Origin of the sequence: Pseudomonas sp. FeS53a (genome assembly GCF_000931385.1) — a bacterium.
Classification (GTDB): Bacteria; Pseudomonadota; Gammaproteobacteria; order Pseudomonadales; family Pseudomonadaceae; genus Metapseudomonas; species Metapseudomonas otitidis.
Genome location: NZ_JYFT01000077.1, coordinates 34,559 through 60,729, shown reverse-complemented (window position 1 = coordinate 60,729; position 26,171 = coordinate 34,559). Strand labels below are relative to the sequence as shown.

Sequence of the window (26,171 nt, the reverse complement as noted above, 5' to 3'; positions counted from 1 at the left end):
GACGAATGGCCCTGTTCCGCCGAGGGCCGGCGACTGGTCAGGCCGTTTCCTCACGCCGGTAGGCGTAGGTGTCGGCGAAGCGCGAGAGCAGGTACTCGGCGCTGGTCACCGGTGGGTACTTCGGCGGGTTGTCGGCGCTGGAGCAGTTGGGCAGGCAGCTGATCTCGGTGTCCGGGTGCGGTTCGGCGAAGAAGGGCATGGAGTAGCGGTGCACCCCCAGCGGGCTGATGACCCGGTGCGGGGTGGAGGTGTAACGGTCGTTGCTCCAGCGCGCCATCATGTCGCCGATGTTGACCACGAAGCTGCCGGGGATCGGTGGCGCGTCGATCCATTCCCCGTGGACGTTGCGCACCTGCAGGCCGCCGGCGTCGTCCTGGTAGAGGAGGGTGACGCAGCCGTAGTCGGTATGGGCGCCGGCGCCCGGCTGGTCGGCGCTGCGGGCGGTGTGGCGCGGCGGGTAGTGGATCATGCGGAACACGCTGATGGGCTCGGCGAAGCGCGCATCGAAGAAGTCGCGCTCGATGCCCAGGGCCAGGGCGATGGCCCGCAGCAGGGTCTGCGCCAGGGCCTGCATGTCGGCGTAGTGCTGCTCCATGAGCGGCGCCCAGCCGGGCAGGTCGGGGTGGCGGTTGGGCCCGCGCAGGGGCTTGCCGGCCAGCACCTCGGGGTGGTCGGCGGCCATGTGGAAGCCCATGTCGAAGGTTTCCTTCAGGTCGCTGGGCTGGGTCGGGTCGAGCTGTTCGGTGGCGATGGCGCCGTAGCCGCGGTGGTGGGCGGTGCGGGTGATGTCGATCTTCAGCTTCTCGGCCTCGGGCAGGGCGAAGAAGGCCTTGGCCGCTGCCAGCAGCGCGTCGATGCGCTCGGGCGGGATGCCGTGTCCGGTGATGTAGAAGAAGCCCCAGTCGCGGCAGGCGGCGTCGATCTGGGTGGCGACATCGCGCCAGGCTGCATTGTCTGTGCCGTAGAGCGGGGCGATGTCGATGAGGGGAAGCGTGTTCATCGGGGTGTCCTTCGGGGATGCGGGTCAGCACCCTCTCCCCGCGCACGGGGAGAGGGCGGGGCTTACTTCGGCAGTTCCGCCTTGATGCCTTCGACGTAGTAGTTCATGCCCGCCAGGTCGGCGTTGGTGGCGACCACGCCGTCGGCCAGCTTGAGGGTGCCGCTCTGGTCCTTGATCGGGCCGGTGAAGGGGTGGAACTCGCCGCTCTTGATGCTGGCGATGATTTTCTCCGCCTCGGCCTTCACGTCGGTCGGCACCAGGTCGCTGATGGGCAGCTGGATGGTGTCCTCGGCCAGGCCGCCCCAGTAGTCCTGGGACTTCCAGGTGCCGGCCATCACGCCTTCGGCGGCCTGGATGTAGTGCGGGCCCCAGTTGTTGACGATGGAGGTGAGCACGGCCTTGGGCCCGAAGTGCGCCATGTCCGAGGCGTAGCCCACGGAGTACACGCCACGGCGCTCGGCGGCCTGGATCGGCGCCGGGCTGTCGGTGTGCTGGAAGACCACGTCGACGCCCTGGTCGATCAGCGCGTTGGCGGCGTCGGCTTCCTTGCCCGGGTCGAACCAGGAGTTGACCCAGACCACCTTGATCTCGGCCTGCGGGTCGTACTTGTTCAGCGCCAGCTGGATGGCGTTGATGTCGCGGATCACTTCCGGGATGGGGAAGGAGGCGATGTAGCCGATCTTGTGGCTCTTGGTCATCTTCGCGGCGAGGAAGCCGCCGACGTAGCGGCCCTCATAGGAGCGCGACAGGTAGGTGCCGAGGTTCTTGTCCTGCTTGTAGCCGGTGGCGTGCTCGAAGGTGACCTTGGGGAACTGCTTGGCCACCTTGGCGGTGGGGTTCATGTAGCCGAAGGAGGTGGTGAAGATCAGGTCGTAGCCGCCCTTGGCCATGTTGCGGATGACCCGCTCGGCGTCGGCGCCTTCGGCGACGTTCTCCACGAAGCTGGTCTCGACCTTGTCGCCCAGCTTGGCCACCAGCGCCTTGCGGCCTTCCTCGTGCTGGTAGGTCCAGCCGTGGTCGCCGATGGGGCCGACGTAGACGAAGCCGACCTTCAGCGGGTCGGCGGCGGAGGCGCCGAGGGTGGCGCTGAAGCCGATGGCGGCGACGAGCGTGCGCAGCAGGTTCTTCTTGGAATGGAACATGGGGGATGGGGCTCCTGGTCTGTTGTTCTGTGCTGTGCCCTGTGGGCTGACCAGGCGATTGCAAAAAATTGACCAACTGGACAGGCGGCGCGCAAAGCCCCGTGCCAGGCCGGTTGGTGCAGGCGGGCGGCGCCGTCCGCGAGCGCGGATGGTGCACGGCGGTGCCGCCGCGCTGCCTGCTGGTGCGTCACCAGGGCAGGGCCTGGCCCTTGTAGTCGAGGTAATGCTGGCCGCCGCGCCCGGCGTGGGCTTCGATCTGGCGCAGGAGGCCGGCGGTGCTGGTTTCCACGTCGATGTCGGCGGAATCGCCGCCCATGTCGGTCTTCACCCAGCCCGGGTGCAGGTTGAGCAGGGTGGGGCGCGGACCCTGCCATTCCGCCAGCAGGCTGCGGGTGAGGGAGTTGAGCGCGGCCTTGCTGGCGCGGTAGAGCGCCAGGCCGCCGCTGTCGTTGCCGGCCACGCTGCCGAGGGTGGAACTCATGAAGGCCAGGGTGCCGCCGTCGCGCAGCTGGCCCTTGAGGCGTTCGGCCAGGCGCACCGGGGCGACGGCGTTGGTCATGAACAGCTGGGCGACCTCGGCTTCGCTGACCTGGCTGGCCGACTGGTGGGCGGGGCCGTAGATGCCGGCGTTGACCAGGATGAGGTCGAAGCGGCGACCTTCCAGCTGGCGGGCCAGGGCGTCCTGGCTGTCGGCCTGGGTCAGTTCCAGGGTGGCCAGCTCGACGCCGGGCAGGGCGGCCAGTTCACTGGCGCGGGCCGGGTCGCGCACGGTGGCGGTGACCTGCCAGCCGGCGCCGAGCAGCTGGCGCACCAGGCCCAGGCCGATGCCGCGGGATGCCCCGATGACCAGGGCGGAGTGTGGGGTGCTCATGGGCGGTCCTCCTTGGGACGAGGGGGCCAGCCTACTCGCTTCCGCCGTCGCCCGCGCGCTTCAGCTGGTGCCGGCCAGGGCGTCGAGGAAACTCTCCAGCACCAGGTGCGGGCGCCGGCCCTTGCGCGTCACGGTGGCCAGGCTGAGGTCGTAGAAGCGGCTCGCCGGCTTGAGGGCGCGCAGGCGGCCCTGCTGCACCCAGAAGGTGGCGTAGTGGTCCGGCAGGTAGCCGATGTAGCGCCCGGTGAGGATGAGGAAGGCCATGCCTTCGCGGTCCGACGCGCTGGCGGTGCAGTTCAGCGCCTGGTACAGGGCCTGGATCTCGGCCGGCAGGCGGAAGGTGGGGGCGATGGCTTCCTGGTCGTTCAGGCGGGCATCGTCCAGCTGGGTGTCGTCGACGTAGAACAGCGGGTGCCCGACCGCGCAGTAGAGCAGCGAGCGTTCCTCGTACAGCGGCTGGTATTCCAGGCCGGACAGCGCCGCCGTCTGCGGCACCACGCCGACGTGCACGCGGCCGTCTAGCACCCCTTGCTCCACCTCGCTGGGGGGCGTCATGCGGATGTTGATCACCACGTCCGGCCCGCGCTCCTTGAGCCGCGCCAGGGCATGGGTGATGCGCATGTGCGGCAGGGTGACGAGGTTGTCGGTGAGGCCGATGTTCAGCTCGCCGCGCAGGTGCTGGTGCAGGCCGTTGACCTCGGTGCGGAAGGTCTCCAGCGAGGCCAGCAGCTGCTGGGTGGACTGGTAGACCTCGCGGCCCTCCTCGGTCAGCGCGAAGCCGGCCCGGCCGCGCTGGCACAGGCGCAGGCCGAGGCGCTGCTCCAGGTCGCTCATCTGCTGGCTGATGGCCGAGCGGCCGATGCCCAGCACCGTTTCCGCAGCGGAGAAACCGCCGCACTCGACCACGCTGCGGAAGATCCGCAGCAGGCGGATATCGAAGTCACTGACCTGGCCGAGAGGCTCTGGGCGGCGGGTGCTCATTGTTTAGTGAACCCTGAAGTGAAGTTTTCAAAAGTTGGATTTTCCTGACTTTATGCCCGTGGCAATGTCGACTGCAAGAACCCCTCGGTTCCACCCATGACCTGAATTGCGAGGCAGACAGGAATGAACATGCCGCAGACCACCACCCCGTCCCTGGCCAGCCAGCTGAAGCTGGATGCCCACTGGATGCCCTTCTCCGCCAACCGCAACTTCCAGCGCGATCCCCGCCTGATCGTGGCCGCCGAAGGCAGCTGGCTGATCGATGACCAGGGCCGTCGCGTGTACGACAGCCTGTCGGGCCTGTGGACCTGCGGCGCCGGTCACTCCCGCAAGGAAATCCAGGAGGCCGTGGCCAAGCAGCTCGGCACCCTCGACTACTCCCCCGGCTTCCAGTTCGGCCACCCGCTGTCCTTCAAGCTGGCCGAGAAGATCGCCAGCCTGACCCCCGGCGAGCTGAACCACGTGTTCTTCACCGGCTCCGGCTCCGAGTGCGCCGACACCGCCATCAAGATGGCCCGCGCCTACTGGCGTCTGAAAGGCCAGCCGCAGAAGACCAAGCTGATCGGCCGTGCCCGTGGCTACCACGGCGTGAACGTCGCCGGCACCGCCCTGGGCGGCATCGGCGGCAACCGCAAGATGTTCGGCCAGCTGATGGACGTCGACCACCTGCCCCACACCCTGCAGCCGGGCATGGCCTTCACCAAGGGCATGGCCGCCACCGGTGGCGTGGAGCTGGCCAACGAACTGCTCAAGCTGATCGAACTGCACGACGCCTCCAACATCGCCGCCGTGATCGTCGAGCCGATGTCCGGTTCCGCCGGGGCCATCGTCCCGCCGGTGGGCTACCTGCCGCGCCTGCGCGAGATCTGCGACCAGCACAACATCCTGCTGATCTTCGACGAAGTGATCACCGGCTTCGGCCGCATGGGCAAGTGGACCGGCGCCGAGTACTTCGGTGTGACCCCTGACCTGATGAACGTCGCCAAGCAGATCACCAACGGTGCCATCCCGCTGGGCGCGGTGATCGCCAGCCGCGAGATCTACGAGACCTTCATGAACCAGGCCACCCCGGAATACGCGGTGGAGTTCACCCACGGCTACACCTACTCCGGTCACCCGGTCGCCTGCGCCGCCGGCCTGGCCGCCCTGGAGGTGCTGGAGAAGGAGAACCTCATCCAGCAGTCCGCCGAGCTGGCTCCGCACTTCGAGAAGGCCCTGCACGGCCTGAAGGGCGCCAAGCACGTGGTCGACATCCGCAACTGCGGCCTGGCCGGTGCCCTGCAGATCGCCCCGCGTGACGGCGACGCCATCGTCCGTCCGTTCGAGGCCGGCATGGCCCTGTGGAAGGCCGGCTTCTACGTCCGCTTCGGCGGCGACACCCTGCAGTTCGGGCCCACCTTCAACGCCAAGCCGGAAGACCTCGACCGCGTGTTCGACGCCGTCGGCCAGGCCCTGCAAGGCGTCGCCTGATGAGCGGGCGCCCGCAGGCCGTGCCCACCGTGCAGGTGGACAACGCCGAGGTGATCGTCACCGAGTGGCGCTTCGCCCCGGGCGCCGAGACCGGTCGCCATCGGCATGGCTACGATTACGTGGTCGTGCCCATGACCGACGGCACCCTGCTGCTGGAAACCCCGGAGGGCGAGAAGCTCGCCCCCCTGGTGGCCGGGCAGGCCTACTTCCGCAAGGCCGGCGTCGAGCACAACGTGATCAACGCCAGCGACCACGACGTGGTCTTCGTGGAAACCGAACTCAAGTAATGCACGGTCCGCAGCGCCCGCTGCGGACCCACCGGACAAGAACCTGCAAGAGACCCCACCAATGAGCCTCATTCCGCACCTGATCAACGGCGAACGCGTCGCCGACCAAGGCCGCACCGCCGACGTGTTCAACCCGTCCACCGGCGAAGCCATCCACAAGGTCGGCCTGGCCAGCCGCGAAACCCTGCAGAAGGCCATCGACGCCGCCAAGGCCGCTTTCCCCGCCTGGCGCAACACCCCGCCGGCCAAGCGCGCCCAGGTGCTGTTCCGCTTCAAGCAATTGCTGGAGCAGAACGAGGCCGAGATTTCCCGCCTGATCAGCCAGGAGCACGGCAAGACCCTCGAAGACGCCGCCGGTGAACTCAAGCGCGGCATCGAGAACGTCGAATACGCCTGCGCCGCCCCCGAGATCCTCAAGGGCGAGTACAGCCGCAACGTCGGCCCGAACATCGACGCCTGGAGCGACTTCCAGCCGGTGGGCGTGGTCGCCGGCATCACCCCGTTCAACTTCCCGGCCATGGTGCCGCTGTGGATGTACCCGCTGGCCATCGCCTGCGGCAACACCTTCATCCTCAAGCCCTCCGAGCGCGACCCCAGCTCCACCCTGTTCATCGCCGAACTGTTCGAGCAGGCCGGCCTGCCCAAGGGCGTGCTGAACGTGGTGAACGGCGACAAGGAAGCCGTGGACGGCCTGATCGAAGCGCCGGAAGTGAAGGCCATCAGCTTCGTCGGCTCCACCCCCATCGCCGAATACATCTACAGCGAAGGCACCAAGCGCGGTAAGCGCGTCCAGGCCCTGGGCGGCGCCAAGAACCACGCCGTGCTGATGCCCGATGCCGACCTCGACAACGCCGTCAGCGCGCTGATGGGCGCCGCCTACGGCTCCTGCGGCGAGCGCTGCATGGCCATCTCCGTGGCCGTGTGCGTAGGCGACCAGATCGCCGATGCGCTGGTGGAGAAGATCGTTCCGCAGATCAAGGGCCTGAAGATCGGCGCCGGCACCACCTGTGGCCTGGACATGGGCCCGCTGGTCACCGCTGCCGCCCGCGACAAGGTGGTTGGCTACATCGACGACGGCGTCGCAGCCGGCGCCAAGCTGGTGGTGGACGGTCGTGGCTATCGCGTCGCCGGTCATGAAGACGGCTACTTCGTCGGCGGCACCCTGTTCGACAACGTCACCGCCGACATGCGCATCTACCAGGAAGAGATCTTCGGCCCGGTGCTCTGCATCGTCCGCGTCGGCAGCCTGGAAGAAGCCATGCAGCTGATCAACGACCACGAGTACGGCAACGGCACCTGCATCTTCACCCGCGACGGTGAAGCCGCCCGCCTGTTCTGCGACGAGATCGAAGTGGGCATGGTCGGCGTCAACGTGCCGCTGCCGGTCCCGGTCAGCTACCACAGCTTCGGCGGCTGGAAGCGTTCGCTGTTCGGCGACCTGCACGCCTACGGCCCGGACGGCGTGCGCTTCTACACCCGCCGCAAGGCCATCACCCAGCGCTGGCCGCAGCGCGCCAGCCACGAGGCCGCGCAATTCGCGTTCCCCAGCAACGGCTGATCCGTACAGGCAAGGGGCATGACCGGTGACGGTCATGCCCCTTTTTCTTTTACCCACGTCCAGAGGTCCCGCTCCGCTCGTCCCCGCTGTTGAACCGCACCACGTGCGCTCGACTCGAACCGACTGTCATCGCCCTTCCAGATGGCAGCGCCACCAAGAACAATCAGAGAAGGAATCGCCCATGCCCTCTTCACCGCTCCTCGCCTCGCAACTGCCCCGCGACACCTCCGCGGCCCTCGCGCCCGGTCTCAAGCAACGCCACGTGACCATGCTCTCCATCGCCGGGGTGATCGGCGCCGGCCTGTTCGTCGGCTCCGGCCACGCCATCGCCGCCGCCGGCCCCGCCGTGCTCCTGGCCTACCTGTTCGCCGGCACCCTGGTGGTGCTGGTGATGCGCATGCTCGGGGAGATGGCCGTTGCATCGCCCGACACCGGCTCCTTCTCCACCTACGCCGACCGCGCCATCGGGCGCTGGGCCGGCTTCACCATCGGCTGGCTCTACTGGTGGTTCTGGGTGCTGGTCATCCCGCTGGAAGCCATCGCCGCGGCGGCCATCCTCAACGCCTGGTTCCCCGCCATCGACACCTGGATGTTCGCCTTGCTGGTGACCCTGGCGCTGACCGTCACCAACCTGTTCAGCGTGGCGCGCTACGGCGAGTTCGAGTTCTGGTTCGCCCTGCTCAAGGTGCTGGCGATCATCGCCTTCATCGTGCTGGGCGCCGTGGCCCTCGCCGGTGGCCTGCCGGAACGCGAGGTGAGCGGCCTTGGACAGCTGATGGCGACCCACGGCGGCTTCCTGCCCAACGGCTATGGCGCCGTGGTCGGGGCCCTGCTCACCACCATGTTCAGTTTCATGGGTACCGAGATCGTCACCATCGCCGCCGCCGAGTCACAGAACCCGGCCCGGCAGATCACCCGCGCCACCCGCTCGGTGATCTGGCGCATCGGCCTGTTCTACCTGGTGTCGATCTTCCTCGTCGTCTCCATCGTGCCGTGGAACGACCCGCAGCTCGCCGAAGTGGGCTCCTACCAGCGCGCCCTGGAACTGCTGGCCATCCCCCACGCCAAGCTGATCGTCGACCTCGTCGTGCTGGTGGCCGTCGCCAGCTGCCTCAACTCGGCGATCTATACCGCCTCGCGCATGGTCTTCTCCCTGGCACGCCGGGGCGACGCGCCCGAGCGCCTGCAGCGCACCAACGCCAGCCAGGTGCCCCGTGCCGCCGTCCTGGCCAGCACCGCCGTGGGCTTCCTCACCACGGTGCTGAACTACTTCGCGCCGGAGAAGGTGTTCGCCTTCCTCCTCGCCTCCTCGGGGGCGGTGGCGCTGCTGGTCTACCTGGTCATCGCCGTGTCCCAGCTGCGCATGCGCCGCCAGTTGCAGCAGGCCGGGGACTCGCCGGAGTTCCGCATGTGGCTGTACCCCTGGCTGACCTGGGCGGTGATCCTGTTCATCAGCGCCGCCCTCATCACCATGCTGGCCATGCCCGCCCACCGGCAGGAAGTGCTGGCCACGGCCCTGCTCAGCGTCCTCATCGTCTGCCTCGGGCTGCTCAATGCCCGGCGCAAGCGGCGCATCGAGGCCGGCATCCCCGCCAGCGCCTGACGGACCCCGTGTGCAACGCAAAAGCCCCGGCATGGCCGGGGCTTTTTGCATTCAAGGGGGCGTTTCAGCGCTCCCCGGATCGGGTCTCCGCCATGTCCCCGCCGCCCGCCCAGTCCCTGGGCAACGTGCCGATCTCCACATAGCGATGGAAGGACGACCACGGCCAGTCCACCACCCGCGCCACATGACCATGCTTGCGCGGGTTGTGGTGGATGTAGTCCACGTGCCGGGCGAAGTCGGCATCGTCGCGGATACGGTGCTCCCAGAAGCGGCGTTGCCAGATGCCGCGCTCCCGGCGTTTGTGACGGCTAGGCGAGAGGGGCTCCTCCGACATCAGGGCGCGGGAGAAGTGTGCCTTGATCAAGCCCCAGCGCAGCCCGTAGCCGGCATCACCCGGCGGCAGGGTACAGAGCGCATGCAGGTGGTCGGGCAGCACGACGATGGCGTCGATCCGCCAGGGGTGGCGGCGCATCACCGCGCGGAAGCTCTCGCGCAGCAGGTCGATCTGCTCCACCAGCAGGCGGCTGCGGCGGTCGGCGAGGTTGACGGTGAAGAACCAGGTCGAGCCCGGCGTGAGGTCGCGTCGGTAGGCGGTCATGGGCAGGCATCCGTGCCGGGAGGGAACGCAGACCCTAGGGACCGTCCCCCCTGTCGACAAGGCCAGGCCAGTGAAGTCGGACCTTTCCACCGCAAAAGACGCAACGCCCGTAGGACGGGCTGAGCTGTGCGAAGCCCATCGCTGGCATGGCGCGGAGGTGAGGCTTGATGCGGTTCGCGTGGCTCACCGCATCCTACGGGGGCAGCCCATGACTGGCGGCCTGGGTGTTGTGCATGGGCTCATCGATACGTAAATCGTGCGGCCCGTAGGATGGGCTGAGCTGTGCGAAGCCCATCGCTGGCATGGCGCGGAGGTGAGGCTTGATGCGGTTCGCGTAGCTCACCGCATCCTACGGGTGCAGCCCATGGCTGGCGGCCTGGGTGTTGTGCATGGGCTCATCGATACGTGAATCGTGCAGGGGGTCAGGTGCCTATATAGCGGGGCACTTTCTCCCAAGGCATCCACAATTCGCCCTGCCACTCCAGCAACGACAGCCTCTGGTTCTGCCAGCCGATCACGACGCGGCGAGACGTATAGGTGCTGGTTGCCACTTGGTCACGCAACGTGGGGATGACTTCGCGGGTCAGCCATTCATCAAGGTGAAGGCATTCCGGATGACCGAAGCGAATGAGGGCCTTGTAGAGGCCGGCTTCGTTGAGGAGGTGAACGTCCTCTTCGTTGCCCGTGGCATAGACGAAGCGAGTGGTCCGTGTCTCGAAGGCGCGCAGGCACCGATGTAAAGCTTGAGGATGATGCAGCCCTAGCAGGCGAGCGAAATCGTAGGTGGAGAACCAGGGTTGGTTGTCGATCATCACTCCGCGCAGGGGGCGCTTGTGGCGGATGAAGGTGAAGGGAACATGTACGTCAGGCATCGTCTCTACCCGTAACCAGCAAGTGAATGCAGTGCCGTTGTCTGTTAACGGCAGTTCGTCGCGTGCGTATCAAACGCATGCGCGCATGGTTCAGGTCGTCAAGCCCGGTCGCGGGATTGACCGCGACCGGGCGAAGTTAGGGAGCGTGGCGGCGGCGAACAAGGTGGCGCGGGCGGTTTCGGACATTTCTTCCTCGGCGCGAGGCGTTTCACGTTGGCACGTGCGCTTGGCATGGTCAGTTCAGCCTTGGAGTGCCCACAGAACCTGTGGGTGGGGCTGTGGATAACGTCGGGAGAAGCGCTGGCAATGCCCGCCAAGCTTGGCCTGCTGGGCATTGTTCGCTTTTTCGCCAGCCAATCGTCGATGACAGTGGGGTGGCGGTGCGGCCCGTAGGATGGGCTGAGCTGTGCGAAGCCCATCGCTGGCGTGGCGCGGAGGTGGGGGTTGATGCGGCTCGCGTGGCTCACCGCATCCTACGGATGCGGTCCGTAGGATGGGCTGAGCTGTGCGAAGCCCATCGCTGGTGTGGCGCGGAGGTGAGCTTGATGCGGTTCGCGTGGCTCACCGCATCCTACGGATGCGGTCCGTAGGATGGGCTGAGCTGTGCGAAGCCCATCGTTGGCGTGGCGCGGAGGTGGGCTTGATGCGGTTCGCGTAGCTCACCGCATCCTACGGGGCGACGCTTTCGTCAATCCGTTGGGGATTGGGTGCGGGCGAAGTCGATGATGGCCTGGATGGCGGCGCGGGCCTGGGGGCTGTTGTGCCAGCAGGTGGAGCCCATCATGCGGGCGATCTGCAGGGTCAGGTCGGCGGCTTCGCAGCGGGCCAGTTGCGCCAGGTCGCGGAAGCCGATCTGTTCCAGGCGGCTGACCACGGTGGGGCCGACGCCTTTGAGGGCTACCAGTTGGGCGCGGGTCTCGGGGGTGAAGCCTTGGGGGGCGCTCATGGTCGGGCCTCAGCTTTCCGGTTGTGGTGGGGGCGCGTCTTCCATCTCGGCGATGCGTTGGCGAATCCTCGCGAGGTCGCTGACCGGGATGACGAAGGTGAAGGCCCACATATCGCCCATCCGCTGCGCCTGGCGGGACCAGATGAAGACGACAGCAGCTGGTAGGCCGCCCAGCAGGAAGGGGTTGGTTTCCACCAGACGGAAAGCGCTGCGAATCAGCACCTGGGTGAGGTGAGGCGGTTCGCCATTCGGAGCAATCACTCGAATACGGCAAATCCATTTCCCTGGGGTGAAGCCGCGCAGCAGCCATTCGCACAGCGGGAAGTACAGGGCCGCCGGCAGTATGGCGGCGAGCACCTGCCTGGTCGGCAGATAGAGGAGCGCGACCAGACCGGCGATCAGGGCGATGTCGAGGGTGAAGGCAATGCCGCGCAAGAGCAGCATTCGGGTGCGGGAAACTTCCATGTCAGGTAACCACAGGAGGATTGAAAGGTGCGCCAGCATAAACCAGGGCCCTCCTTCCGACTGTGATCCGAGCGTTCGGGCGGTGTACCGCTGCCCACAATTTCTGTGGGGCAAGCTGTGGATAACATTGGGGCGGATCGCTGCGGCCCCGGCCGCCCGTGGGGTTCAGACGGCTGGTGGTTTTTCCGTCAGGCGCTGTATTCGCGGCACCAGGTCTCGCCGTATTCCGCGAGCAGGGCCTGGACCAGGCCGCTGGCCTTTGCGGCGTCGGCGAAGCGGAACAGCACCCAGACCAGGCTGCGCACCTGTTCGTCGCGGGTCTTGTAGTGGGGGATGTCCTGCAGGGCGTCGGTGGCCTGCTTGAACCAGGCGAACAGCAGGCGCTGGTCGGCGTCGTCGGCCCCGAGCAGGAAGATGAACAGCACGCCGATGAAGGCGAGGCTGAAATCCAGGTTGTCGCGGTCGAAGGCCAGCCGGGCGAACGGCACCGCCTGCAGCACGCGGGTGATTTCGCTGTGCAGCCAGGCGTCCTCGCCGAATTCGGCCCTGAGCTTCGCGGCCTTGGCCAGCATGCCGGGCTGGTGGGCGAAGCGGCCAACCTGGGCGAGCAGGGCCAGGCGGCGGGCGTGGGCCTCCAGGGTCATCTCGCCGCCGAACAGCAGGACCATCTCCCAGCGCTTGAGGCGGCAGCGCGGGTAGCCGTGTTCGGCCAGCACACGGGCCGCGTCCGTCGCTGCAGCGGTGAGCAGGTCGAGGTGGCGCTGGCTCTCAACGGGCGGTGTGCCGCCGTTCAACAGCAGGTAGTAGTAGAAGGCCTGCAGGGTGGCGTCATCGAGCTCCTTCGGCGGCTTCTTCACCAGCGGGGTGATGCTCGGGTGGTGGCTGCAGTAGTAGGCGTTGGAGCTGTTGGCGGCGGCGAAGTCGGCTTCGCCGGAGGCGATGAACTACTGGATGATTTCCGTCTTGCTGGACATGGGCATTCCCCGGTTGGCGGCGCCTCGCAGCATAGAGGGCCGGGCGGGACATTTCTGCGGGGGCGGTGGCGTTCCCGGCAGGTGGTGGCCCGGCGGCGCTGGTTTTTCCCCGGACGCTGTGCGCAAATGCCCGCCGGTTTCCCTTTCACGACGACCCCTGTCATGCGCAAGGCCGATCGCCTGTTCCAGGTGGTGAACCTGATCCGTGCCCACCAGCCCATCAGCGCCCGACGCCTGGCGGAGCGCCTGGGCGTGTCGGTGCGGACCATCTACCGCTACGTGGACGATCTGTCCCTGAGCGGCATCCCGATCTACGGCGAGGCCGGTGTGGGCTATGCGCTGGACGAGCACTTCGAGTTGCCGCCGCTGGCGCTCAATGCCGATGAGCTGGATGCGTTGCTGCTGGGCGTCGAGCTGCTGTCGCGCACGGTGGGCGCGGAGATGGCCGGGGCAGCGCGCTCGTTGCTGAGCAAGATCCAGGCGGCGGTGCCGGCCCATGGGCTGGACCCGCAAGCGGCGCCGGTGCGGGCCTTCGTCAGCCCCTTCACCCAGGAGCAGATGCGCCACTGGGATGCACTGCGCCGGGCGATCCGCGACCGTGCGGCGCTGCGCATCGAGTACCTGAGCCTGGACGAGCGCGCCTCCCAGCGGGTGATCCAGCCGGTGGGGTTGTTCTACTGGGTGGGCAAGTGGACGGTGGCGGCCTGGTGCGACCTGCGTGGGGAATACCGCGACTTCCGCGTGGACCGCATCCAGGCACTGGCGCGCCTGCCCGCTGCCGCGCCCGCTGGCGAGGCGCCGAGCCTGGAGGCCTACATGTGCCAGCGCTGCGCGCCGGAGCCGGCCACTGACAGCACGCTGTCAGCAGGGGGCCTCTAGGCTGCGTCGTCCCACCCAGCGGAAGGCGATCAACATGCAAGAGTCATCGGTTCTGGAACTGGTGCTGTTCACCACCAAGCCCGGTCGCGAGGCGCGGGTGGCGGAGCTGCGCGAACAGGTGCGCGAGGCACTGCGGGATTTCGAGGGCTTCATCGGCCTGCGCGGCCTGGCCGCTGTCGAGGGCGCGCCGGTCTACGCCGACCTGGTGGAGTGGACCTCCCACGAGCAGGCCCTGGCTGCCGCGCGGGCCTTCAGCGAGCGGGACCTGCGCTTCCAGCCCTACCTGCGGGAGATCCAGGAAGTGATCTTCATGGGGCACTTCAGCCCGGCGTAGCCGCCAGCAGGCCGACCAGGCGCTGGCGCAGGGCGGCCAGATCGTCGTCACGCAGGGCCAGGCGGAATTCGTGCTGCAGCACCTCCAGCACCGCGTCCGGGTCGGTGAGGGTGCGTTGGTGTGCCTGGCCATCGGGCGTGCGGCGGGTGAACAGGCCGTTGCGCAGGGTCAGGCGCTGCCCGGGCTCGGTGCGGGCGGCCACCAGCATCTGGCAGAACAGGCTGTCCGGGTGGGTGGAGGTGTACCAGTTGCGCGGGGTGTAATCGATCCAGGGCTGGGGCTGCAGGTTGAAGTGGTAGACCGGCAGCCAGGCCTCGCCGATGCGGGTCTCCAGGTGGAAGTCGCCCTGCGTTTCGCTCGTCGGCAGCAGCCGGAAGGGCAGGTCGCCCAGGCCCTCGCGGCCTTCCAGGGGCAGGGCGCGGGTCGGGTTGGCGGAGCCGAAGCCGACATCGGCGAGGTAGGCGCCGCCGGCCAGGTCGATGCGCAGCATCAGGTGCGAGGTGAGGGTCAGCGGCGCCTCGGCGGGCAGCCCCCAGCGCACCCGTGCCACCAGCGGCGTGACGCGGAAACCCAGGCTCATCAGCAGCCGGCCGAACAGGCCGTTGAGTTCGAAGCAGTAGCCGCCCCGGCCGCGTTCCACCACCTTGGCGAAGACCCGCTCGGCGTCGATGTGGATGGGCCGTGCCAGCAGCACGTCGAGGTTCTCGAAGGCCACCCGCGCCAGGTGCGCGGCGATCAGGGCATCCAGGGCCTCCCGATCCAGGCGTTGCGGTGCGGGAAGGCCGAGGTGGGCGAGGTAGGCGTGGGTCTGGTCGGGGGTGAGCGGGTGCATGCCGGGCTCCATGGGCGTGACCCGAGGATGCTAGCAGAGCGCCGTGAACCTGCCGCTTGTTCTGGTTATGAAACGGGGCTGTGAAATATACGCAACGTCGCCCGCCAAATTGTCTGACAAATTCCTGATTTATCAATTGCTTGTGTCGCGCCTACGACTATCGTTTGTCGCTTTTTGCGATCACCGGGCGCGTATCTGTTTGACATATTTGACGGGTTTGGCAGACTGCTCGCCCGTTGCGGCAGGTGGCCACGACCCCGGCAAGGCCTGCGCCTTCAGGGGGAGCACTCGCCGGTCGTGACGCGCCACGAAAACAAAAATTCTGTCAGTCCCGGCGGCCTAGCGGGCCCAGCCCACGCCGGATGACGGGCGAGCCACTGGTATTCATCCCATGCTGATCTGGTTTGTTGCGGTCTACCTGCTGATCACCGTCGGTGTCGGCTTCTACGCATCCACTCGCGTCAAGAACTCCAAGGATTTCGCCGCCGGCGGCAGGAGCATGTCCTTCCCCCTGGTCGCGGCGATGGTGTTCGCCACCTGGTTCGGTTCCGAGGCCTTGCTGGGCATCCCCGCCACCTTCATCGAGGAAGGCTTCGCCGGCATCATCGAGGACCCGTTCGGTTCCTTCGGCTGCCTGATGCTGGTGGGCCTGATCTTCGCGCGTCCGCTGTACCGCATGAACCTGCTGACCATCGGCGACTTCTTCCGCAAGCGCTACGGCCCGCACGTCGAGATCTTCACCAGCCTGGTGATCATCGGCTCCTACCTGGGCTGGGTGGCGGCGCAGCTGACCGCCCTGGGCGTGGTGTTCAACGTGCTCTCCGACGGTTCCATCAGCACCACCCAGGGCATGCTGATCGGCACCGGTATCGTGCTGCTTTACACCCTGTTCGGCGGCATGTGGTCGGTGGCGCTGACCGACTTCATGCAGATGATCATCATCGTGGTCGGCCTGGTGTACCTGACCTGGCTGATCGGCGGCATGGCCGGCGGTGCCGACGTGGTCATCAGCCACGCCGCAGCCGAGGGCAAGTTCACCTTCATCCACGGCTTCGAGCCTCGGGACATCGTGGCCTTCATCGCGGCGGCGGTGACCCTGATGCTGGGCTCGATCCCGCAGCAGGACGTCTACGCCCGCGTCATGTCGGCCAAGACCGAGAACATCGCCGCCCGCGCCTCCATGGCCGGTGCGGTGTTCTACCTGTCGTTCTGCATGCTGCCGATCTTCCTCACCTACGCGGCCTCGCTGATCGATCCGGCGATGGTGCAGAAGTGGCTGGCCGAGGATTCGCAGATGATCCTGCCGCACCTGATCATGGAGCGGACCCCGCTGTTCGCCCAGGTGATGTTCTTCGGCGCGCTGCTGTCGGCGATCATGTCCACCGCCTCCGGCACCCTGCTGGCGCCGTCGGTGACCTTCACCGAGAACATCCTGAAGAACTTCGTGCCGGCCATGAGCGACCGTCAGTTCCTGCTGGCCATGCGCGTGAGTGTGGTGCTGATGACCATCGCCACCTCGGTGTTCGCGCTGAACTCCAACGCCAGCATCTACGAGATGGTCGGCAACGCCTACAAGGTCACCCTGGTGGCCGCCGTGGTGCCGCTGTTCGCTGGCCTGTTCTGGAAGCGGGCAACCACCCAGGGCGCGCTGTTCGCCATTGCCTTCGGCCTGCTGAGCTGGGTGTCCCTGGAGCTGACCTACCAGGAAACCGACTTCTGGCCGCCGCAACTGGCCGGCCTGCTGATGAGCCTGCTGGGCATGGTGATCGGTTCGCTGATCCCGCAGTTCAGCCGTGACCGTGGCCAGAGTGTGCAGGGCATCACCGCCTCTGCATCGGCCCGCGCCTGACCCCGGGCGCCCTCCCCGGACAGGGGAGGGCGCTTTGCCTGCCCGCCCGCGTTACCCCTTCCTCTTCGTACTGACTGACTCCGCGTGCCAGGCGGCGGCCCTGTGCTGCCCGAGGTGCGGCCGTGCCGAATCCGTGCCTTGGATGGGCCGGCGGGTGTGCGTGGGGAGTGTGGTGGGGGAGGTGAAGAGCAGAGAGGGCGGGTGCCGGGACCCGAGGCGCGCCGGCAGGACGCCGGCGCGCGGATGGATCAGAAGTGCACCTTGACCAGCAGGCTGGCGGTGTTCTGGTCGGTGCCGCCGAGGATCTTGTCGCCTAGGAAGCTGTTGTCGTCGATGCCGTACTTGTTGCTCCAGTAGTCGTACTCGACACCCACGTAGAGCTGCTTGGCGCCCAGGTCCAGGGCCTTGCCCAGGTCGTACTTGATCTGCGGGTTGAAGTGCAGGTTGGCGTGCAGGTCGTTGGGGCGGTTGGTGGTGGCGTCCTTGTTGTTCCAGACCCAGTCCATAAAGCCGTCGATGAGGATGTCGGACTTGCCCACCGGCACGGTGTAGGACCACACCGGGGTGACCTGCCACTGGCCGGACGGGTTCTTGGTGATGCCGTCGGGCTTGCGGTAGTAGAAGTTCAGTTGGAAGTAGTCGAAGCCGGGCAGGGCCAGGTCGAAGCCCGGGCCGAGCAGGTAGTTCTGGTTGCGGTTCTCGCCACGCTCGTAGGTGGCGGCCAGCAGCACGTCGGTCACGGGGCCGAAGGCGATCTTCTGGTCGAACAGCTTGCCGAAGGACAGGCGCGGGGAAATCTCGCCGTAGTAGGTGTTGTTGCCGGCGTTGGCGTCGGCCTTGCCGTTGTAGTTGATCTGGTCGACGAAGAGGAACAGGTCGCCCCAGGTCCAGCCGCTGGCGTGCTCGAAGGTGAAGGTCTGCTGGATCTCGGGGTTGACCTTGAAGTCCTGCCCGTAGAGGTAGGTGATGCTGTTGTTCTGCCACAGCAGGGGACCGTCGGCCAGGGCTTGGCCAGCGGTCAGCAGGCCGCCGGCGAGCGCGAGAGCGGAGAGGGTACGGTTCATTCGGGATGGGCTCCTGGTGCTGGTTTTATTGGCTTCCCTCTGTGTGGAAGCTGTCTGATTGGTCAGGCTTGCCTGCCAGAGCAAGAAAGGAGCCAGTTTTTCGCGACGCCTTCCCCGGGCGCGGGATTATCGGGATAGGCCCCGATGTTTCAAGGGGTTATCGGTGTTTCGAGGTCAAATTCCGACTTGTGGAGGGGCGGGGGCTGCACGGTTATGGGCGGCCGGAGCTGACCGATCGAACAGGCCTGCATCAGTTTGGGGCGACCCAACGAGCCGTCCCGCCGCCCCGTAGGGTGGGCTTCAGCCCACGCGGGCAGAGGCATCGCAGTGGACCGTGCTCCACCGATCCACCAAGCCCTGGCACCCAGGCCTTGGGGATAACCCCCAGGCTCGATGCTCACCGGATGGCGCCGAGGCGCTTCGTAGGATGGGCTGAGCTGTGCGAAGCCCATCATGGTGGGCCGGGCCTGGATTGATGCGGTTCGCCGAGCTCACCGCATCCTACGGACTCACACCGTTCCGGCGTCGAGACGGTGGATCGGTGGAGCGCGACCCACCCTACGGGGCAGCGGCGACGCAGGGGGGATGACGCTCTTTTCATCCACCAACTCCCGGCACCCAGGCCTTGGCTATAACCCCCTGGCTCGATGCTCACCGGATGGCGCCGAGGCACTCGTAGGATGGGCTGAGCTGTGCGAAGCCCATCATGGTGGGCCGGGCCTGGATTGATGCGGTTCGCCGGGCTCACCGCATCCTACGGACTCCACCGATCCACCAATGGAGTCCGGCATGGCACCGCTGGTGGATGTAAGAATCGCCATCAGGGCCGTTTCCACCACGCCACCGACGTGGTCCGTCGTGGCGCTTCCGGTGAAGGGGAAACGCGTTTTCCGCGCGCATAAAAAAGCCCCCGCCATGGGGCGGGGGCATCGCGCAGCAAGGGTGGCCGCTTCCGTCGGCCGATACACGCGAATCAGGATTTCGGTGCCGCCGGGGTGGTGCTGGCGGTGCGCTCGTTCCAGCCGCCGCCGAGGGCCTTGTACAGGTTGACCTCGCTGGTGAGCTGTTTGAGGCGGGCGCTGATCAGCTGCTGGCGCGCGCTGAACAGCTGGCGCTGGGCGTCGAGCAGGGTCAGGTAGCTGTCCACGCCGGTGCGGTAGCGGCGTTCGGCCAGGCCGTAGTACTCCTCGGAGGTGCGCACCAGGTTGCGCTGGGCGTCCAGCTCCTGTTCGTAGGTGGTGCGGGCGGCAAGGCCGTCGGCGACTTCCTGGAACGCGGTCTGGATGGCCTTCTCGTACTGCGCCACCTGGATGTTCTTCTGCACTTCGGCGTAGTCGAGGCTGGCCTTCAGCCGGCCGGCGTTGAAGATCGGCAGGCTGATCTGCGGCTGGAACAGCCAGCTGCCGGAGCCGGCGTCGAACAGCCCGGACAGCTCGGCGCTGCGGCTGCCGGCGTTGGCGGTGAGGGTGATGCGCGGGAAGAACGCCGCCCGTGCCGCGCCGATGCTGGCATTGGCGGCCTTCAGCTGGTGCTCGGCCTGGAGCAGGTCGGGGCGCCGCTGGAGAATCTCCGAGGGCAGGCCGGCGGGCACTTCGGCCAACTGGTCGTCGCTCAGCACTTCGCCCTGGGGCAGGTCGTTGGGCAGCGGGCCGCCCACCAGCAGGGTGAGGGCGTTGCGGTCCTGGGCCACCTGGCGGGTGTACTGCGCCAGGGTCACCTGGGCGCTTTCCACGGCGGTACGGGCCTGGCTGAGGGACAGCGCGTCGGCCACGCCCACGTCGAAGCTGCGCTGGGTGAGGGCGTAGCTTTCCTGGTAGGTCTTCAGGGTGTCGCGGGTCAGCCGCAACTGGGCCTGGTCGGCCTGCAGGGTGAGGTAGGCGTTGGCGACGCTGGCCAGCAGGCTGATCTGCGCGCTGCGCTGGGCTTCCTCGGTGGCCAGGTACTGTTCGAGCGTCTGCTCGGTCAGGCTGCGCACGCGGCCGAAGAAGTCCAGCTCCCAGGCGCTGACGCCCAGGGTGGCGGCGTAGGAGCCACTGGTGGTGGCGTGGCCGCTGCTGGAGAGGTCCGCCGGCATGCGCTGGCGGGTGCCGCTGCCATCGGCGCTGACGCTGGGGAACAGGTCGGCGCGCTGGATGCTGTACTGGGCGCGGTAGGCCTCGACGTTGAGGGCCGCCACGCGCAGGTCGCGGTTGTTGGCCAGGGCGCTTTCCAGCAGGCGTTGCAGGGCCGGGTCCTGGAAGAACTCGCGCCAGCCGAGATCGGCGGCGGCCACCCGGGACTGGGCGCCGCTGTCACTGGCGGTGTAGGCCTCGCCCTGGGGCCAGGCGGCATCCACCGGGGCCTCGGGGCGCTGGTAGTCGGGGATCAGGGAGCAGCCGCCGAGCAGGACGCCGGCGACCGTGAGGGACAGCAGGGACGGCCTCATTCGGCGGCCTCCTTGGTCAGTTCGTCTTTGCTGCGCTTGTCCTTGAACAGCGAGCAGACCAGTACATAGAAGAGCGGCACCCAGAAGATCGCCAGGATGGTCGCGGTGAGCATGCCGCCGATCACGCCGGTACCGATGGCGTGCTGGCTGCCCGAACCGGCGCCGCTGGAGATGGCCATGGGTACCACGCCGAGGATGAACGCCAGCGAGGTCATGATGATCGGGCGCAGGCGCATGCGGCAGGCTTCCACGGCGGCGTCGAACAGGCTCTTGCCCTGTTCGTGCAGCTCCTTGGCGAACTCCACGATGAGGATGGCGTTCTTCGCCGAGAGGCCGATGGTGGTGAGCAGGCCGACCTGGAAGAACACGTCGTTGGACAGGCCGCGCAGGCTGGTGAACAGCAGCGCACCGATCACCCCGAGCGGGACCACCAGCATCACCGAGAACGGGATCGACCAGCTCTCGTAGAGCGCCGCCAGGCAGAGGAACACCACCAGCAGCGAGAGCGCGTACAGCGCCGGGGCCTGGGAACCGGACAGGCGCTCCTCGTAGGAGAGGCCGGTCCAGGAGTAGCCGACGCCGGCCGGCAGCTGCTTGGCGATACGCTCGACCGCGGCCATGGCTTCACCGGAGCTGTGGCCCGGGGACGCCTCGCCGAGGATCTCCACCGCCGACACGCCGTTGTAGCGGGCCAGCTTGGGCGCACCGTAGGTCCACTCGCCGCTGGCGAAGGCGCTGAACGGCACCATCTGGCCCTGGTCGTTGCGCACGTACCACTTGTTCAGGTCCTCGGGGTTCATCCGCGCATCGGCTTCGCCCTGCAGGTAGACCTTCTTCACCCGGCCACGGTCGATGAAGTCGTTGACGTAGCTGGCGCCCCAGGCGATGGACACGGTGTTGTTGATGTCGGAGAGGGAGACGCCGTGGGCACGGGCCTTCTCGTCGTCGATCAGCAACTGGTACTGCGGCTCGTCGCGCAGGCCGTTGGCCCGCACGCGGGTGAGCACCGGGTCCTTCGAGGCGAGGGCGAGGAACTGGTCGCGGGCGGCGTTGAGGGTTTCATGGCCGACGCCGGCACGGTCCTGGAGGAAGAAGTTGAAGCCGGTGGCGTTGCCCAGCTCCATCACCGCCGGCGGGGCGAAGGCGAACACCATGGCGTCGCGGAAGCTGAAGAAGTGCATCTGCGCGCGGTTGGCCAGGGCGAACACGCTGTGCTCGGCGCCGGGGCGCTCGTTCCACGGCTTGAGCATGATGAAGGCCATGCCCGAACTCTGGCCGCGACCGGCGAAGTTGAAGCCGGTGACGGTGAACACCGATTTGACTGTGTCCTTCTCCTGGGTCAGCAGGTACTCGCGCATCTGGTCGACCACCACCTGGGTGCGCTCGGCGCTGGCGCCGGACGGGGTCTGCACCTGGGCGAAGAGCACGCCCTGGTCTTCCTCGGGGAGGAAGGCGGTGGGGATGCGGGTGAACAGCCAGGCCATGACGCCAAGGATCACCACGTACATCAGCAGGTACGGCAGCTTGCGGGTGAGGATGCTGCGCACGCCGCGCTCGTAGCCGCGCACGCTGCGGTCGAAGGTGCGGTTGAACCAGCCGAAGAAGCCGCGCTTCTCGTGGTGGCCGCCGTGCACCGGCTTGAGCAGGGTGGCGCACAGCGCCGGGGTGAACACCAGGGCCACCAGCACCGACAGGGCCATGGCCGAGACGATGGTGATGGAGAACTGCCGGTAGATCACGCCAGTGGAGCCGCCGAAGAAGGCCATCGGCAGGAACACCGCCGAGAGCACCAGGGCGATACCCACCAGGGCGCCCTGGATCTGGCCCATGGACTTGCGGGTGGCTTCCAGCGGCGAGAGGCCTTCCTCGGCCATCACCCGCTCGACGTTCTCCACCACGACGATGGCGTCGTCCACCAGCAGGCCAATGGCCAGGACCATGGCGAACATGGTCAGGGTGTTGATGGTGAAGCCGAACGCGGCGAGCACGCCGAAGGTGCCCAGCAGCACCACCGGCACCGCGAGGGTGGGGATGATGGTGGCGCGGAAGTTCTGCAGGAACAGGAACATCACCAGGAACACCAGGACGATGGCTTCGCCCAGGGTGTGGATCACGCCCTCGATGGAGGCGCTGACCACCGGGGTGGTGTCGTAGGGGAACACCACTTTCATGCCCGGCGGGAAGAACGGCTCCAGCTCGGAGATGGTCTGGCGGATGGCCTTGGCGGTGTCCAGCGCGTTGGCGCCGGTGGCCAGCTTGATGGCCATGCCGGAGGCGGGGTTGCCGTTGAACTGGGCGCTGATGCTGTAGTTCTCGCCGCCCAGCTCCACGGTGGCAACGTCACGCAGGCGCACCTGGGAACCGTCGCGGTTGACCTTGAGGAGGATCTCGCGGAACTGCTCGGGGGTCTGCAGGCGGGTCTTGCCGACGATGGTGGCGTTGAGCTGCTGGCCGGGGGAGGCGGGCAGGCCGCCGAGCTGGCCGGAGGAGATCTGCACGTTCTGCGCCTGGATGGCGGTCTTCACGTCCACCGGGGTCAGCTGGTAGTTGTTCAGCTTGGCCGGATCGAGCCAGATGCGCATGGCGTACTGGGCTCCGAACACCTGGAAGTCGCCCACGCCCTTGGTCCGCGAGATCGGATCCTGCATGTTGGAGACGATGTAGTTGGCCAGGTCGTTCTTGTCCATGGAGCCGTCTTCGGAGACGACGCCGATCACCAGCAGGAAGTTCTTCACCGCCTTGGTGACGCGGATGCCCTGTTGCTGGACCTCCTGGGGCAGCAGCGGGGTGGCCAACTGCAGCTTGTTCTGCACCTGCACCTGGGCGATGTCGGGGTTGGTGCCCTGCTCGAAGGTGGCGGTGATGGTCATGCTGCCGTCGGAGTTGCTCTCCGAGGCGATGTAGCGCAGGCCGTCGATGCCGTTGAGCTGTTGCTCGATGACCTGCACCACGGTGTCCTGCACCGTCTGCGCCGAGGCGCCGGGGTAGCTGACCTGGATCGCCACAGCGGGCGCGGCGATGCTCGGGTACTGGTTGATCGGCAGCTTGAGGATGGACAGGCCGCCGGCCAGCATGATCACCAGCGCGATCACCCAGGCGAAGATCGGCCGGTCGATGAAGAATTTCGACATGGAACGGGCTCCTTATGAGCGCTTGGCCGGCTCGGCTTCGGCGGGCTTGGCCTGGGCCACGTTGGTCGCCGGGGCGGTCTTGACCTCGATGCCGGGCTGGACGAACTGCAGGCCTTCGGTGATCAGGCGATCACCCGGGTTCAGGCCCTTGGTCACCAGCCAGCGGTCACCCACGGCACGGTCGGCTTCCAGCTGGCGCATCTCCACCTTGTTCTCGGCATTCACCACCATGGCCACGGCCTGGCCCTTGAGGTCGCGGGTCACGCCCTGCTGGGGCGCGAGGATGGCCTGCTGGTTGACGCCGGAGCTGAGCTGGGCGTGCACGAACATGCCCGGCAGCAGGGTGTGCTCGGGGTTGGGGAACATGGCGCGCAGGGTCACCGAGCCGGTGCCTTCGTCCACCGACACCTCGGAGAACTCCAGGGTGCCTTCGTGCTCGTAGGTGCTGCCGTCTTCCAGGGTCAGGCGCACCTTGGCGGCGTTGTCGCCGGCCTTCTGCAGCTGGCCGCTCTCCAGGTCACGGCGCAGGCGCAGCAGCTCCTTGGTGGACTGGGTGACGTCGACGTAGATCGGGTCGAGCTGCTGGATGGTGGCCATGGCGGTGGTCTGGCCGTTGTTGACCAGCGCGCCCTCGGTCACGGCGGAGCGGCCGATGCGGCCGCTGATGGGGGCCAGCACCTTGGTGTAGCGCAGGTCGATGCGGGCCTTCTCCAGTGCCGCTTCGGCGGTCAGCTGGGCGGCGCGGGCCTCGTCGTAGGACTGGCGGCTCACGGCCTGGTCGCTCACCAGGGCCTTGTAGCGGTCGGCCAGGGAACGGGCGGAGGCGAGGGTCGCCTCGGCGCTCTTCAGCGATGCCTGATAGACGGACGGGTCGATCTGGTACAGCTGCTGGCCGGCCTTCACCTCGGTGCCTTCCTGGAACAGGCGCTTCTGGATGATGCCGTCCACCTGCGGGCGTACCTCGGCGATGCGGAAGGCGCTGGTGCGGCCCGGCAGCTCGGTGGTCAGCGTGTAGGGCTCGGCCTGCAGGGTCACGATGCCCACCTGGGGCGTCTGCTGAGGCGGCGGTGCCGAGGCCTCCTGGCACCCGACGAGCGTGAGCGTAGCCAGAGCGACGGCGGAAACCATGGCGGCGAAGGCTGGCTTCTTCTGCATCTGTGTAAGACCTCGTTGTGAGAATTTGTGTGCCCGAACGGGCGAAACCCCCACAGACAGTGAGGGTAGATTCTTTAGGCTGCTAACGAATATACTTACATGCGTGAACGTTTGTAAATGATTCTTCCGGTATCTCTGTCAGAGAATGTGTCGATAGAGATGTGGGATTTCGCCGATTCGTACCTTTCATTCAAAGCACCTGTAGGCATGGCCAGACGAACCAAGGAAGAAGCCGAGGAAACCCGCATCCAGATCCTGGATGCCGCCGAGCGCGTCTTTTATGACAAGGGCGTTTCCCGCGCCTCTCTGGCGGAGATTGCCTCGGATGCGGGTGTGTCGCGGGGCGCCATCTATTGGCACTTCGAGAACAAGGTCGACCTGTTCCAGGCCCTCTGCGAGCGCCTGCGCAGCCCGCTTGAGGAGCTGGCCCGCGCCAGCGAGAGCGAGCGCGAGAGCGACCCCCTCGGGCGCATGCGCCAGCTGCTGGTGCGCCTGCTGCTGCGCCTGGTGGATGACCCGCAGAGCCGTCGCATCACCGAAATCCTCCAGCACAAGTGCGAATACACCGACGACCTGGGCGACCTGCGGCGCCGGATGCAGGCCTTCGGCATCGAGTGCGACCAGCGCATCGCCCGCACCCTGGCCAATGCCGTCGGCAAGGGCCAGTTGCCGGCCGACCTCGACTGCCCGCGCGCCGCCGTGGCGGTGCATGCCTACATCGACGGGCTGCAGGCCAACTGGCTGCTGGTGCCGGAAGGCCTCGACCTGGAGCACCAGGCCGAAGCCATGGTCGATGCCCTGCTGGACATGCTCCGCTTCAGCCCCGCCCTGCGCCGCTGAGCCTCAGCCGGCCAGGCGCGCCTGGAGGAAGTCGAGGAAGCACTGGATGCGCAGGGCCAGCTGGGTGTTGCGGTAGTACACCGCGTGGATCGGCTGGCGGTAGTCGCTCATGGCCTCCCCCAGCAGCTTCACCAGACGCCCCTCGACCAGGTCCCGATCACTCATGAAACTCGCCAGGCAGGCGATGCCCTCGCCGGCCAGGGCCAGCTGGCGCAGCGTCTCGCCGCTGGAGGCGCTGAGGCTCGGGGTGATCCGCCACTGCTCGCCCCCCGCGTGCCGCAACGGCCACAGGTTCAGGCTCTCCGGCTGGGTGAAGCCCAGCAGGCTGTGCCCGGCCAGGTCCTCCACCCGCTCGGGCCGGCCCTGGCGGGCCAGGTAGTCGGGGCTGGCCAGCAGGTGCAGGCGGCTGGCCCCCAGCGGGCGGGCGTGGAGGCTGGAATCCCCCAGCGGGCCGATGCGGATGGCCACGTCGGTGCGCTGTTCCAGCAGGTCGATGATCTGGTCGTTGGTGTTCAGCTCCAGCTGGATGTCCGGGTACAGCGCGCGGAAGGCGCCGACGTGGGGCACCACCGCATGCAGCATGAAGGGCGAGGCGGCGTTGACCCGCAGACGCCCGGCGGGGCGTTGGCGGCGCAGGGCCAGGCGCTCTTCGAGGCTGTCCATGCGCTGCAGGATGTCCCGCGCCTGGTCGAGGAAGAAGCGCCCCTCCTCGGTCAGCTCCATGCGCCGGGTGGTGCGGTTGAGCAGGGTGGTGGCGAGCTTGCCCTCCAGCCGCGCGAGGCTGCGGCTGATGGCCGAGGGCGTCAGGTGCAGCTGTTCGGCAGCGGCGCTGATGGAACCGCAGTCGACGACCGCGACGAAGTGCAGGAGCTCATCGGAAGTGGCTTTCATGGCG

At 67.3% G+C, this 26,171-nt stretch carries 23 protein-coding genes; 8 read left to right on the top strand and 15 right to left on the bottom strand.

Translation table 11 applies throughout. The features are described 5' to 3' along the window. Nucleotides 1–37: 37 nt before the first annotated feature. From SZ55_RS24295 to SZ55_RS24280, 4 genes are all read right to left on the bottom strand, one after another. Nucleotides 38–1,000, bottom strand: a complete 963-nt coding sequence (locus tag SZ55_RS24295; RefSeq protein WP_044412977.1) for a 2-oxoglutarate and iron-dependent oxygenase domain-containing protein — start codon at nt 998–1,000, stop codon at nt 38–40. A gap of 62 nt (nt 1,001–1,062) precedes the next feature. Next, the gene (locus SZ55_RS24290; RefSeq protein WP_044412974.1) at nt 1,063–2,142 is read right to left on the bottom strand and encodes a BMP family ABC transporter substrate-binding protein; all 1,080 of its coding nucleotides are present in this window, start codon (nt 2,140–2,142) and stop codon (nt 1,063–1,065) included. Nucleotides 2,143–2,329: 187 nt separating this feature from the next. Next, nucleotides 2,330–3,013 carry an SDR family oxidoreductase gene (locus tag SZ55_RS24285; RefSeq protein ID WP_044412971.1) on the bottom strand — a complete coding sequence of 228 codons (684 nt, stop codon included), beginning with the start codon at nt 3,011–3,013 and terminating at the stop codon, nt 2,330–2,332. A gap of 60 nt (nt 3,014–3,073) precedes the next feature. Then, nucleotides 3,074–3,994, bottom strand: coding sequence for a LysR family transcriptional regulator (locus SZ55_RS24280; protein WP_044412968.1), 921 nt, complete (start codon nt 3,992–3,994; stop codon nt 3,074–3,076). A gap of 123 nt (nt 3,995–4,117) precedes the next feature. On the opposite strand from SZ55_RS24280, the gene SZ55_RS24275 reads away from it, so the two are divergent. The 4 genes from SZ55_RS24275 to gabP all read left to right on the top strand — a co-directional run bounded on the left by SZ55_RS24275 (nt 4,118) and on the right by gabP (nt 8,912). After that, the gene (locus SZ55_RS24275) at nt 4,118–5,464 is read left to right on the top strand and encodes an aspartate aminotransferase family protein (RefSeq protein ID WP_044412965.1); all 1,347 of its coding nucleotides are present in this window, start codon (nt 4,118–4,120) and stop codon (nt 5,462–5,464) included. After that, complete coding sequence (locus tag SZ55_RS24270) at nt 5,464–5,751, top strand: cupin domain-containing protein (protein ID WP_044412962.1); 288 nt, start codon at nt 5,464–5,466, stop codon at nt 5,749–5,751. The genes SZ55_RS24275 and SZ55_RS24270 overlap by 1 nt, the downstream gene beginning before the upstream one ends. Before the next feature lie 61 nt (nt 5,752–5,812). After that, nucleotides 5,813–7,309, top strand: coding sequence for a CoA-acylating methylmalonate-semialdehyde dehydrogenase (locus tag SZ55_RS24265; RefSeq protein ID WP_044412960.1), 1,497 nt, complete (start codon nt 5,813–5,815; stop codon nt 7,307–7,309). Nucleotides 7,310–7,490: 181 nt separating this feature from the next. Further along, nucleotides 7,491–8,912: a GABA permease gene (gabP, locus tag SZ55_RS24260; RefSeq protein ID WP_044412957.1), complete on the top strand. Its 1,422-nt coding sequence runs from the start codon at nt 7,491–7,493 to the stop codon at nt 8,910–8,912. Between the two features lie 64 nt (nt 8,913–8,976). Here the strand turns inward: gabP and SZ55_RS24255 are convergent, their stop codons facing one another. From SZ55_RS24255 to SZ55_RS24235, 5 genes are all read right to left on the bottom strand, one after another. Further along, on the bottom strand, nt 8,977–9,510 hold the full coding sequence (locus SZ55_RS24255) for an REP-associated tyrosine transposase (RefSeq protein ID WP_044412954.1): 534 nt from the start codon (nt 9,508–9,510) through the stop codon (nt 8,977–8,979). Between the two features lie 422 nt (nt 9,511–9,932). Continuing rightward, nucleotides 9,933–10,382, bottom strand: a complete 450-nt coding sequence (locus SZ55_RS24250; protein ID WP_044412951.1) for a BRO-N domain-containing protein — start codon at nt 10,380–10,382, stop codon at nt 9,933–9,935. Between the two features lie 688 nt (nt 10,383–11,070). Further along, nucleotides 11,071–11,328, bottom strand: coding sequence for a Pathogenicity locus (locus SZ55_RS24245; RefSeq protein ID WP_044412948.1), 258 nt, complete (start codon nt 11,326–11,328; stop codon nt 11,071–11,073). Between the two features lie 9 nt (nt 11,329–11,337). Next, nucleotides 11,338–11,832, bottom strand: coding sequence for an RDD family protein (locus SZ55_RS24240; RefSeq protein ID WP_044412945.1), 495 nt, complete (start codon nt 11,830–11,832; stop codon nt 11,338–11,340). 149 nt (nt 11,833–11,981) lie between these two features. Beyond that, complete coding sequence (locus SZ55_RS24235) at nt 11,982–12,650, bottom strand: hypothetical protein (protein ID WP_044412942.1); 669 nt, start codon at nt 12,648–12,650, stop codon at nt 11,982–11,984. A 279-nt stretch (nt 12,651–12,929) separates the two neighbouring features. Between SZ55_RS24235 and SZ55_RS24230 the strand changes: the two genes are divergently transcribed. Beyond that, nucleotides 12,930–13,646 (top strand): helix-turn-helix transcriptional regulator, encoded by a 717-nt coding sequence (locus tag SZ55_RS24230; protein ID WP_044412940.1) that lies wholly within the window; start codon nt 12,930–12,932, stop codon nt 13,644–13,646. Between the two features lie 34 nt (nt 13,647–13,680). Then, nucleotides 13,681–13,980: an antibiotic biosynthesis monooxygenase family protein gene (locus SZ55_RS24225; protein ID WP_044412937.1), complete on the top strand. Its 300-nt coding sequence runs from the start codon at nt 13,681–13,683 to the stop codon at nt 13,978–13,980. Here SZ55_RS24225 and SZ55_RS24220 read toward each other — a convergent pair. After that, nucleotides 13,967–14,812, bottom strand: coding sequence for an arylamine N-acetyltransferase family protein (locus tag SZ55_RS24220; RefSeq protein ID WP_044412935.1), 846 nt, complete (start codon nt 14,810–14,812; stop codon nt 13,967–13,969). The genes SZ55_RS24225 and SZ55_RS24220 overlap by 14 nt on opposite strands. Before the next feature lie 391 nt (nt 14,813–15,203). On the opposite strand from SZ55_RS24220, the gene SZ55_RS24215 reads away from it, so the two are divergent. Then, on the top strand, nt 15,204–16,661 hold the full coding sequence (locus SZ55_RS24215; protein ID WP_044412932.1) for a sodium:solute symporter family protein: 1,458 nt from the start codon (nt 15,204–15,206) through the stop codon (nt 16,659–16,661). 248 nt (nt 16,662–16,909) lie between these two features. On the opposite strand, the gene SZ55_RS24210 is transcribed toward SZ55_RS24215, so the two are convergent. The 4 genes from SZ55_RS24210 to SZ55_RS24195 form a co-directional block, all read right to left on the bottom strand. Next, on the bottom strand, nt 16,910–17,725 hold the full coding sequence (locus SZ55_RS24210; protein ID WP_044412929.1) for an outer membrane protein OmpK: 816 nt from the start codon (nt 17,723–17,725) through the stop codon (nt 16,910–16,912). 973 nt (nt 17,726–18,698) lie between these two features. Further along, nucleotides 18,699–20,150, bottom strand: coding sequence for an AdeC/AdeK/OprM family multidrug efflux complex outer membrane factor (locus SZ55_RS24205; RefSeq protein ID WP_044412927.1), 1,452 nt, complete (start codon nt 20,148–20,150; stop codon nt 18,699–18,701). After that, a complete protein-coding gene (locus SZ55_RS24200) occupies nt 20,147–23,281 on the bottom strand; it encodes an efflux RND transporter permease subunit (protein WP_044412925.1) in 3,135 nt (1,044 codons plus the stop codon). The genes SZ55_RS24205 and SZ55_RS24200 overlap by 4 nt, the downstream gene beginning before the upstream one ends. A 12-nt stretch (nt 23,282–23,293) precedes the next feature. Further along, the gene (locus SZ55_RS24195) at nt 23,294–24,436 is read right to left on the bottom strand and encodes an efflux RND transporter periplasmic adaptor subunit (protein ID WP_044412922.1); all 1,143 of its coding nucleotides are present in this window, start codon (nt 24,434–24,436) and stop codon (nt 23,294–23,296) included. A gap of 207 nt (nt 24,437–24,643) precedes the next feature. Between SZ55_RS24195 and SZ55_RS24190 the strand changes: the two genes are divergently transcribed. Next, nucleotides 24,644–25,276, top strand: a complete 633-nt coding sequence (locus SZ55_RS24190; protein WP_044412919.1) for a TetR family transcriptional regulator — start codon at nt 24,644–24,646, stop codon at nt 25,274–25,276. Between the two features lie 3 nt (nt 25,277–25,279). On the opposite strand, the gene SZ55_RS24185 is transcribed toward SZ55_RS24190, so the two are convergent. Continuing rightward, a complete protein-coding gene (locus SZ55_RS24185) occupies nt 25,280–26,167 on the bottom strand; it encodes a LysR family transcriptional regulator (protein ID WP_044412916.1) in 888 nt (295 codons plus the stop codon). Nucleotides 26,168–26,171: the final 4 nt, after the last annotated feature.